General features: G+C 63.5%; 7 protein-coding genes. All 7 read right to left on the bottom strand.

The window, feature by feature from the left end; translation table 11 throughout:
* Positions 1–172: 172 nt before the first annotated feature.
* Positions 173–1,852, bottom strand: coding sequence for a 30S ribosomal protein S1 (rpsA, locus tag AC4FAH_RS09285; RefSeq protein ID WP_043331442.1), 1,680 nt, complete (start codon positions 1,850–1,852; stop codon positions 173–175).
* A gap of 306 nt (positions 1,853–2,158) precedes the next feature.
* On the bottom strand, positions 2,159–2,878 hold the full coding sequence (gene cmk / locus AC4FAH_RS09290; RefSeq protein WP_225347138.1) for a (d)CMP kinase: 720 nt from the start codon (positions 2,876–2,878) through the stop codon (positions 2,159–2,161).
* On the bottom strand, positions 2,875–5,106 hold the full coding sequence (locus tag AC4FAH_RS09295; protein WP_225348167.1) for a bifunctional prephenate dehydrogenase/3-phosphoshikimate 1-carboxyvinyltransferase: 2,232 nt from the start codon (positions 5,104–5,106) through the stop codon (positions 2,875–2,877). The genes cmk and AC4FAH_RS09295 overlap by 4 nt, the downstream gene beginning before the upstream one ends.
* Before the next feature lie 68 nt (positions 5,107–5,174).
* Positions 5,175–6,314: a prephenate dehydratase gene (gene pheA, locus AC4FAH_RS09300; protein WP_052384256.1), complete on the bottom strand. Its 1,140-nt coding sequence runs from the start codon at positions 6,312–6,314 to the stop codon at positions 5,175–5,177.
* A 13-nt stretch (positions 6,315–6,327) separates the two neighbouring features.
* A complete protein-coding gene (gene serC, locus AC4FAH_RS09305; protein ID WP_054555590.1) occupies positions 6,328–7,422 on the bottom strand; it encodes a 3-phosphoserine/phosphohydroxythreonine transaminase in 1,095 nt (364 codons plus the stop codon).
* Between the two features lie 58 nt (positions 7,423–7,480).
* Positions 7,481–10,258, bottom strand: a complete 2,778-nt coding sequence (gene gyrA / locus AC4FAH_RS09310; RefSeq protein WP_225347139.1) for a DNA gyrase subunit A — start codon at positions 10,256–10,258, stop codon at positions 7,481–7,483.
* A 248-nt stretch (positions 10,259–10,506) separates the two neighbouring features.
* Positions 10,507–10,869, bottom strand: a 363-nt coding sequence (locus AC4FAH_RS09315; RefSeq protein WP_490245940.1) for an acyl-CoA thioesterase, incomplete at its 5' end; no start/stop codon positions are given.

A 10,869-nucleotide genomic window follows, 5' to 3' on the forward strand; every position in this document is an offset into this window, starting at 1 on the left:
CCAGGCATGAAAAAACCGCCACCCCGAAGGGTGGCGGTTTTTTTCGTTCCCGCATATGACATGCGTCTCATGCAGGATACCGATTCGGAGACGCTGAGGTGACTACCAGAGGCATGTCACCTCAGCGTGGATCCGGACTCCCCACCTCACGAGGAGGCGGAGTGTCTCGGGATCACTCCTGACCCAGCTGCTGCTTGATCAGATCACCGATGGTAGTCGGGCCGTTGCTCTCGACTTCCTGGGTACGCGGCTTGGCAGCATCGCGACGCGGTGCTTCAACCTGGTCCTTGGACTTGACGGACAGGTTGATCAGGCGGCTCTTGCGATCCACACCGACGATCTTGGCTTCGACAGCATCGCCGACGCTCAGGACGTTGCGTGCGTCTTCGACACGGTCAGCGCTGATTTCAGAAGCCTTCAGGATAGCGATGACGTCAGTCGCCAGCTCTACCTGAACTTCCTTGGCATCGATGTCGACAACACGACCGGACACGATAGCGCCCTTGTCGTTGACGGCCAGGTACTCGGAGACCGGATCGCTCTCGAGCTGCTTGACGCCCAGAGAGATGCGCTCACGTTCCGGATCGATGGACAGGATGACCGCTTCAGCTTCTTCGCCCTTCTTGTAACGACGCACGGCTTCTTCGCCAGCTTCGTTCCAGGAAATGTCGGAGAGGTGAACCAGGCCGTCGATGCCGCCTTCCAGACCGATGAAGATACCGAAGTCAGTGATTGACTTGATGGTACCGGAGACACGGTCGCCCTTGTTGTGCTTGCCGCTGAAGTCTTCCCACGGGTTGGTGGTGCACTGCTTGATACCCAGGGAGATACGACGACGCTCTTCGTCGATGTCCAGAATCATCACTTCCACGTCATCGCCGACATTGACGACCTTGGACGGGTGGATGTTCTTGTTGGTCCAATCCATTTCGGACACGTGGACCAGACCTTCGACGCCCTCTTCCAGCTCGGCGAAGCAGCCGTAGTCGGTGAGGTTGGTGACGCGTGCGTTGATCTTGGCGCCTTCCGGGTAGCGAGCCTTGATGTTGACCCACGGATCTTCGCCCAGCTGCTTGAGACCCAGAGACACACGGTTGCGCTCGCGGTCGAACTTCAGCACCTTGACATTGATCTCGTCGCCGACAGCAACGATCTCGGACGGATGCTTGATGCGCTTCCATGCCATGTCGGTGATGTGCAGCAGGCCGTCAACGCCGCCGAGGTCGACGAAGGCGCCGTAGTCGGTCAGGTTCTTGACGATACCCTGAATCTGCTGACCTTCCTGCAGAGTGGCCAGGAGGGCTTCACGCTCAGCGCTGTTCTCGGCTTCGAGGACGGCACGACGGGACACGACAACGTTGTTGCGCTTGGCGTCGAGCTTGATGACCTTGAAGTCCAGCTCCTTGTTCTCGAGGTGGGCGGTGTCGCGCACAGGGCGGACATCGACCAGAGAACCCGGCAGGAAGGCACGGATGGTGTTGATGTCGACGGTAAAGCCACCTTTGACCTTGCCGTTGATCACGCCCTTGACGATCTCGTCTTTCTCGAAGGCGGCTTCCAGCTCTTTCCACGCTTCGGCACGCTTGGCCTTCTCGCGGGACAGGCGGGTCTCACCGAAGCCATCTTCCACGGCTTCCAGTGCAACCATGACTTCGTCGCCGATGCTGATGGACAGCTGGCCACTTTCGTCACGGAACTGTTCAGACGGAATCTGACCTTCAGACTTCAGACCGGCATTGACAGTGATCCAGTCGCCATCGATATCCACGATGGTAGCGGACACGATTGCGCCCGGCTCCATGTTGATGTCCTGGAGTGACTGTTCAAATAAATCAGCAAAGCTCTCGCTCATGGTATTCCTACATGATCAACGTTTGGGGCGGCTTGCACCGCAGTCTCCGTACCACCAGCAAGCACGGGCCATATCTACATATCCCCGGGGGCGTTGACGCTGGTTCGAGATACACCGGCTTTCCGCTTGCCGCCGATGCACCCCATGACACCTTGCCGGGGGGTTGATGACACCTCGGTGTCATCTGGGTTCTGCATCATCACTCGCGAAGCGAGCGAAACCCGCTGCTGCCCGACCCGGAGGCCGTATTGCAACAGCAGGCGATCAATCCGTTGTTCTGACGACTTACAGGCTGAGACTCGAGTCTCAGCGCGCCGCTACCAGGCCGTATTCGACCAGCAGCTGCTGGATGCGTTCGATCACCTGGTCGATGTCGAGATCCGTCGTATCGAGGATCACGCCGTCGTCTGCAGGCTTGAGCGGGGCGACTGCCCGGCCCATGTCACGCGCATCGCGCGCCTGTATTTCTGTCAAAAGGCTCGAAATATTAGCATCGACACCCGCTTCCTGCAACTGGGCATGACGACGACGCGCACGTTCCTCGGCGCTCGCCGTCAGGAAGATCTTGAGCGGCGCACCGGTGAAGACCACCGTGCCCATGTCGCGACCATCGGCCACCAGGCCCGGCGCACGCGCAAAGGCACGCTGGCGCGCCAGCAGTGCAGTCCGCACGCGCGGCTGGGCCGCGATGATGGAGGCATTGTTGCCGACCGACTCGAGACGGATGTCACGGGTGACGTCCTCGCCTTCCAGAATCACGCTGGTGGCGTCGCCTTCGGCATCGAACTGCACATCGAGGTGCTCGGCGATGGTCGCCACGGCGTCCTCGTCTTCCAGCGCCACGCCATGACGCTCGGCGGCCAGTGCCGTCAGGCGATAAAGCGCACCGGAATCCAGCAGATGCCAGCCCAGGCTCGACGCGACCAGACGACTGATGGTGCCCTTGCCTGCCCCGCCGGGGCCATCAAGGGTCAACACCGGCGCGTCGCAGATCTGGCTGTGATGAGGTGTCGCTTCCCCGCTCATGAAGCCTCCTGGCCGGGTGCCACGGCACCGAGGTTCTCGACCTGCATGCCGACTTCAGCGGCCAGCGCCACGAAGTTCGGGAAGGAGGTCGCGACATTGGCGCAGTCGTCGATCAGGATCTCGCCCTGGGCGCGCAGCGCCGCGACACTGAAGGCCATCGCGATGCGGTGATCGCCGTGGCTGTCGACCAGGCCGCCACCGTAGGCGCCACCACGGATGTCGATACCGTCCGCGACCACTTCGTGCTCGACGCCGATCTGCGCCAGACCATCCGCCATCACCTGGATGCGATCGGACTCCTTGACGCGCAGTTCCTCGGCGCCACGCAGACGGGTCATGCCCTCGGCATTGGCAGCGGCGATGAACAGTGCCGGGAATTCGTCGATGGCCAGCGGCACCTGGTCTTCCGGAATGTCGATGCCCTTGAGCGGCGCATAACGGATGTGCAGGTCTGCCACCGGCTCGCCGCCGACTTCGCGCTCATTGGAGACGCTCAGGTCGGCACCCATCGCCTTGAGGATGTTGATCACGCCGATGCGCGTCGGGTTGATGCCGACGTGCTCCAGCACCAGTTCGGAGCCCGGTGTGATGGCCGCGGCGACCAGGAAGAAGGTCGCGGAGGAGATGTCGGCCGGCACGTCGATCGGGCAGGCTTCGAGGCTGCCGCCACCGTTCAACCACGCCTCGGCGCCCTGACGCTCGACCTTGTAGCCGAAGCCATTGAGCATGCGCTCGGTGTGATCACGCGTCGGCGCCGGCTCGATGGCACGCGTCTCGCCTTCGGCGTAGAGACCGGCCAGCAGCAGGCACGACTTGACCTGCGCGGACGCCATCGGCATCTCGTAACGGATGCCCTTGAGCGGCTGACCACCGTGGATACGCAGCGGCGGACGGCCGTTGTCTGCGGTATCGATCACCGCGCCCATCTCGCGCAGCGGATTGGCGACGCGGTCCATCGGACGCTTGGTCAGCGAGGCATCACCGGTCAGCTCGGTGTCGAAGGCCTGACCGGCCAGCAAGCCGGCGAACAGGCGCATCGCGGTGCCGGAGTTGCCGACATACAGCGGGCCCGGCGGCTGCTTCAGGCCGTTGAGACCCACACCGTGAATGGTGACACGCCCCTGATGCGGGCCTTCGATGACCACGCCCATGTCGCGGAAGGCCTGCAGCGTGGCCAGACTGTCTTCCCCTTCCAGGAAGCCTTCGACTTCGGTCACGCCGGTCGCCAATGCGCCCAGCATGATGGAGCGATGCGACATGGACTTGTCGCCCGGCACACGAATGCGCCCCTGAACCTGCCCACCCGGCAGTGCACGGTACCGCACGTTCTGCTGTTCCATGGTCTGATAACTCGTCTGTTTCAAGAGGGTATTGAAGTAGTGTCGGGCGTGGCTTGCGCGGGTGAATATCCCCAGCATCGCCTCACCATCGCCCGCGGTCACGGCAGCGCGCACCCGCGCTACCCCGGCCTCGAATTCATCCAACGCCTCCAGCACCGCATCGCGGTTGGCCAGATAGACGTCGCGCCACATCACCGGGTCACTGCCCGCGATGCGCGTAAAATCACGGAAACCGCCCGCCGCGTAGCGGAAGATCTCCAATCGCTCATCCTGGCGCGCCAGGCTGTCGACCAGCGAGAACGCCAGCAGGTGCGGCAGGTGGCTGGTGCGCGCCAGCACTTCGTCGTGGCGCGCCACGCTCATGCTCAGAAGCTGGGCACCACATACCGACCACATGGCCGCCACGCGTGCCACGGCCTCGGCATCGCTGTCCGGCTCCGGCGTCAGGATCACCTTGTGATCGCGATAGAGCTCGGGATTGGACGCCGCGACACCGCTCTTCTCGGACCCGGCGATCGGGTGACCGAGCACCAGATTCGGCGGCATGCGACCGAAGACGCCGAGCGCCGCATCGCGGATCGCGCCCTTGGTGCTGCCGACATCGGTGATGACGGCGTCATCATCCAGCAACGGCGCCAGTTCGGCCATCACGCTCTGCATCGCCATCACCGGCACGCACAGCACGATCAGCGAGGCACCCGGTACCAGCGCCGCCAGTTGCGTGCTGCCACCGTCGATCAGCCCCATGCGCTGGCCGAGGCAGATCTCGTTGGAGTCACGATCACAGGCGAGAATCTCGCCGCGATGGCCCGCCGCGCGCAATGCCGCCGCCAGCGAGCCACCGATCAAGCCCAGCCCGACCAGCAGGATACGCCGCTCGCCGGCCAGACGCTCCGCTGACGGCAGCGAGGACAGCAGGTCTGACGACGCAGCATGGCGCGCGTGGTCAAGCTCGCTCACAGCACACCGACCGGGTAGGACCCGAGCACCTTGACGTCCGCCGCGCACTGGCGCAGCTCTTCCAGCGTCGCCGTGATGAGCGGGTCATCGCGGTGGCCACGGAAGTCGATGAAGAAGACGTAGTTCCAGGCACCGGAGCGTGACGGACGCGTCTCGACGCGGGTCAGGTCGATCTGGTGGCGGTGGAACGGCGCCAGCAGGTCGTGCAGTGCCCCCGGCTGGTTGCGCATCGCCACCACGATGGAGGTCTTGTCATCGCCGGACGCCGGCACCGAGCTGTCACCGATGATCAGGAAGCGCGTCGAGTTGTCGGGGCTGTCCTCGATCTTCTCCTCGACCTTCTCCAGCTCATAGAGCTTGGCCGCCATGTCACCGGCAATCGCCGCACTATGCCACTCGGTGCGCACCTGACGCGCGGCCTCGGCATTCGAGGACACCGCGATGCGCTCGGCGTGCGGGAAGTGGGCATCCAGCCACTTGCGGCACTGGGCCAGCGACTGGGCGTGGGAATAGATGCGCGAGATCTTCTCGCGACGCGTATTCGGGCCCACCAGCAGGTGGTGGTGAATGCGCAGCACCACTTCGCCGGAGATCTTGAGCTGCGAGCCCATGAACGAATCCAGCGTGTGGTTGATGACGCCCTCGGTGGAGTTCTCCACCGGCACCACACCGTACTGCACCGCGCCCGCTTCCACTTCGCGGAACACCTCGTCGATGGCGGCCATCGGCTTGGTCACGGCGCTGTCACCGAAGTGCTTGAGCGCGGCCTGCTGGGTGAAGGTGCCTTCCGGGCCGAGATAGGCCAGGCGGATCGGCTGTTCCAGCGCCAGACAGGCGGACATGATCTCGCGGAACAGACGCGCCATCTCCTCGCCTTTCAGCGGGCCGGGGTTGTTGGCCATGATGCGACGCAACACCTGGGCTTCGCGCTCCGGGCGGTAGAACTGCACCTGGCCGTCCTCGCCCACGTCACCGGCCGCCAGCTTGACCTCGGCGACCTGCTGCGCGCAGCCCGCGCGCTCGCTGATCAGGTTCAGCAGCTCGTTGTCGATGGCGTCGATGCGCTGACGCAGGTCGTCCAGCGTCACCGCCTTGCCCGCCGCCTGCGGCGCAGGGCTCTCCTTGGAATCCGACATCTCACCTCCTCCCTTAGCCGTGACGGCGCGCGAAGTCGCCCATGAAGTCCACCAGCGCAGTGACGGCAGCTTCCGGCACGGCGTTGTAGAGGCTGGCACGCATGCCACCGACGCTGCGGTGACCGGCCAGATTCAAGAGACCCGCCGCTTCGGACTCGGCGAGGAAGGTCTTGTCGAGACGGTCATCGGCCAGCACGAACGGCACGTTCATGCGTGAGCGGTTCTCGGTGACGATCGGGTTGGAATAGAAGTCGCTGCCATCGATGGCCGCGTAGAGTGCCTGCGCCTTGCGATCATTGATCGCGTTCATGGCGGCGAGGCCACCGACCTCGTCCTTGAGCCACTCGAACACCAGCCCGGAGAGATACCAGGCGTAGGTCGGCGGCGTGTTGAACATGGAATTGGCCTCGGCGGCCGTCTTCCAGTTCAGCATGGTCGGGCAGTCCTTGCGGGCGCGATCGAGCAGATCTTCGCGCACGATGACCAGCGTCAGACCCGCCGGACCGATGTTCTTCTGGGCGCCGGCATAGATGACGCCGAAACGGCTGACATCCAGCGGGCCAGACAGGATGGAAGACGACATGTCACACACCAGCGGCACGCCATCCGCTGCCACCTCGGGGATGTAGTCGAACTCGAGGCCGCCGATGGTCTCGTTGGCGGTGTAGTGCAGATAACCCACATCGCCCGAGAGCTGGATCGCGTTCTGGCGCGGCACGGCGATCAGGCCATTGCTCTCGCTGGAGGCCGCCACGTGGCTGCCCACCGCCAGATGCTCGGCTTCCTTGATCGCCTTCTTGCCCCAGATACCGGTATACAGATAGTTGGCACTGCCACCCGCGCCCAGCAGGTTCAGCGGCACACCCGCAAACTGGGTCGAAGCGCCACCCTGCATGAACAACACGCGATAGTTGGACGGAATCTCGAGCAGTTCGCGCAGGTCCGCCTCGGCCTTCTCGGCGATGGCCACGAATTCGTCGGAGCGATGACTCATCTCCATGACGGACAGTCCGCGGCCCTGATAATCCAGCATCTCGGCGCGGGCGCGCTCCAGGACAGCGGTCGGCAGTGCAGCAGGACCGGCGCAGAAGTTGAACTTGCGTGTCATGTCGTCTTATTTCCCGAAAGTGAAGCGACCGCCCCGAAGGCGGTCGCAATCCAGCGTCTTATTCCGCGTCTGTCGGCGGGGTATCCGTCGACTCGGCGTCATCTCCCGCCTGCACCTGTTCGTCGGTGCTCAGCGCCTCTTCGTCCAGCTCATCCTGCACCACGACGACCTCTTCCGGCTCGTCGACACGCACCGTCGTCACCAGACGCTCCTCTTCCGCGGTGCGGATCAAGGTCACGCCCTGGGTGTTGCGCGAGGTGGTGGACACCTCGGCGACGCGGGTACGTACCAGGGTGCCGCGGTCGGTGATCAGCATCAGTTCGTCGTTGTCGCTGACCTGCACCGCGCTGACCAGGTCACCGTTGCGCTCGCTGGTCTGCATCGCGATCACGCCCTGGCCACCACGGCCACGCAGCGGGAACTCTTCCAGGCGCGTGCGCTTGCCGAAGCCATTGGCGGACGCGGTCAGGATGTAGCACTGCGGCACCTCACCGCTGGCGACGCCGTCTTCCGACACGCCCTCGGTGGTTGCCACATCAGCGCTCTCGACGCCTTCCGCCGTCGCGTCCGCGGCGTCATCGACCTCGATCTCGTTGTCATCGATCGCGGTGGTGCGCGGAATGATCAGGCTGATGACCTGTGCATCGTCGAGCAGACGCATGCCGCGCACACCACGGGCGGTACGGCCCATCACGCGCACGTTCTGCTCTTCGAAGCGGATCGCCTTGCCGTTGGAGGACACCAGCATGACGTGGTCGGAACCGGACGTGATGTCGGCGCCGATCAGACGGTCACCTTCCTCGATGTCCAGCGCGATCAGGCCGACACTGCGCGGACGCGAGAACTGGCTCAGCGCGGTGCGCTTGACCGTGCCGTTGGCGGTGGCGAAGAAGATGTAGCTGTCGGCGGCGTAATCGCGCACCGGCAGGATGGTGGTGACCCACTCGCCGTCGTCCAGCGGAATCAGGTTGACCAGCGGCTTGCCGCGCGAGCCACGTGACGCCTGCGGCATCTCGTAGACCTTGAGCCAGTACACCTTGCCCTTGTTGGAGAACAGCAGCACGGTGTCGTGGGTCGAGGCGACCAGCAGGTGCTCGATGACATCCTCGTCCTTCATCGAGGTGGCGGACTTGCCGCGGCCACCACGCTTCTGGGCCTGGTAGTCAGACAGCGGCTGGGTCTTGGCATAGCCGCTGCGCGAGACCGTCACCACCATGTCTTCCTCGTTGATGAGGTCTTCGATGGTCAGGTCACGACGGCTGGTCATGATCTCGGTGCGGCGTTCATCGGCGTACTGGGCACGCACTTCGCGCAGCTCTTCGCGGATGACTTCCATCAGGCGGTCGGCAGAGGACAGGATCTCCATCAGCTCGGCGATGCGCTCGAGGATGGAGGAGTACTCGGCCAGCAGCTTCTCGGTCTCGAGACCGGTCAGGCGATGCAGACGCAGCTCGAGGATGGCCTGGGCCTGGGCCGGCGACAGACGGTAGTGCTTGGCGTCTTCAGACAGCCCCAGACCTTCCGGCAGATCTTCCGGACGGCAGGAAGTGGCACCGGCGCGCTCGAGCATCTCGACCACCTGACCCGGCTGCCATTCACGATCGACCAGCTTTTCCTTGGCTTCCGCCGCGCTCGGCGAGCCCTTGATCAGCTCGATCACCTCATCGATGTTCGAGATCGCCACCGCCAGACCTTCAAGAATGTGGCCACGTTCACGCGCCTTCTTGAGTTCGAACAGGGTACGACGGGTAACGACTTCACGACGGTGACGCACGAAGGATTCCAGAATCTGCTTGAGATTCAGGATCTTCGGCTGACCTTCGTGCAGCGCGACCATGTTGATGCCGAACACGGTCTCAAGCTGGGTCTGGGAGAAGAGGTTGTTGACGACCACTTCACCGGACTCGCCACGCTTGGTCTCGATGACCACGCGCAGACCGTCCTTGTCGGACTCGTCACGCAGCTCGGCGATGCCCTCGATCTTCTTGTCCTTGACCAGTTCGGCGATCTTCTCGATCAGACGCGCCTTGTTCACCTGGTAGGGAAGCTCGGTGATGATGATGTGATCACGGCCGTTCTTGTCGTTGTGCTCGATGGTATGCACGGCACGCACGTAGATACGACCACGACCGGTGCGGTAGGCATCGAGGATGCCGGCACGGCCGTTGATGATACCGGCGGTCGGGAAGTCCGGCCCCGGAATGAATTCCATCAGCTCATCGATGGTCAGATCGCCGTTGTCGATCAGCGCCAGACAGCCGTCGATGACCTCGCCCATGTTATGGGGCGGGATGTTGGTGGCCATGCCCACGGCGATACCGGAGGAGCCATTGACCAGCAGGTTCGGGGTCTTGGTCGGCAGCACGGCAGGAATGCGCTCGGTGCCGTCATAGTTGTCGACCCAATCGACGGTGTCCTTCTCGAGGTCGGCCAGCAGCTCGTGCGCCAGGCGCGCCATGCGCACCTCGGTGTAACGCATCGCCGCGGCGCTGTCGCCATCGATGGAACCGAAGTTGCCCTGACCATCCACCAGCACATAACGCATGGAGAAGTGCTGGGCCATGCGGACGATGGTGTCGTAGACCGCACTGTCACCGTGCGGGTGGTATTTACCGATCACATCGCCGACGACACGGGCAGATTTCTTGTAGGCCTTGTTCCAGTCATTGTTCAGCTCGTGCATCGCGAACAGTACGCGACGGTGAACCGGTTTGAGGCCATCGCGAACATCCGGCAAGGCACGCCCGATGATGACGCTCATCGCGTAATCGAGATACGACTGCTTGAGCTCGTCCTCGATGTTGACTGGCAGTATCTCTCTGGCGATCTCACCCATGATTCGTCAAATCCTTGAACTCAACTGTTGGCGCCACTGCAGCAACGACGCATGCTCCGTCGGTACTGCAGCGCGGCAGTGGCGTGAAGCAGACACGGGGTGCCAGCTCCGCGGCACCGAAGTGGCGGCATTATATCACTTGCGAGCGCGCCTAGCAGCTCACACGACGCCGCAAGGACACCTCAGTACGGTAGTACGGCCGTCAATATGCGCGGCCTGCTGGCTCATGCCTCGCCGCTGAGGGGCGATCAGGCCGTTTCTTCACTGACCAACGCGCCCAGCAGCGCGCCGATCTCGCCGTCCAGCGGCATGGCGCGACCGGTGTCGGTATTCATCAGCACGAAGGTGAAGTCCGCCCTGGAGACCAGCGCCCCGGAACGCGGATGCACCTCGCCCATGCGCCGCTCGCCCAGATGGATCTCCTGACGCATGATCATCTTGCGGCGCCCGAGCTCGGCCAGCCGCGTGGTGATGACCAGCTCATCATGCACGGTGGCGGGATAGTGCCAATCCAGGTTGAGGTTGACCGCCACCATCGCGATACCTTCGCGCTTGAGCGCGGCCAGATCGAGATGCGCGAGCATGAACTCCCAGCGCCCTTCCTCATAGAA

Source organism: Cobetia sp. (genome assembly GCF_983723665.1).

What these genes read in the sequence shown, in the direction of transcription:
- rpsA (WP_043331442.1), bottom strand. Translation starts at nt 1,852, where the DNA reads ATGAGCGAGAGCTTTGCTGATTTATTTGAACAGTCACTCCAGGACATC.
- cmk (WP_225347138.1), bottom strand. Translation starts at nt 2,878, where the DNA reads ATGAGCGGGGAAGCGACACCTCATCACAGCCAGATCTGCGACGCGCCG.
- pheA (WP_052384256.1), bottom strand. Translation starts at nt 6,314, where the DNA reads ATGTCGGATTCCAAGGAGAGCCCTGCGCCGCAGGCGGCGGGCAAGGCG.
- serC (WP_054555590.1), bottom strand. Translation starts at nt 7,422, where the DNA reads ATGACACGCAAGTTCAACTTCTGCGCCGGTCCTGCTGCACTGCCGACC.
- gyrA (WP_225347139.1), bottom strand. Translation starts at nt 10,258, where the DNA reads ATGGGTGAGATCGCCAGAGAGATACTGCCAGTCAACATCGAGGACGAG.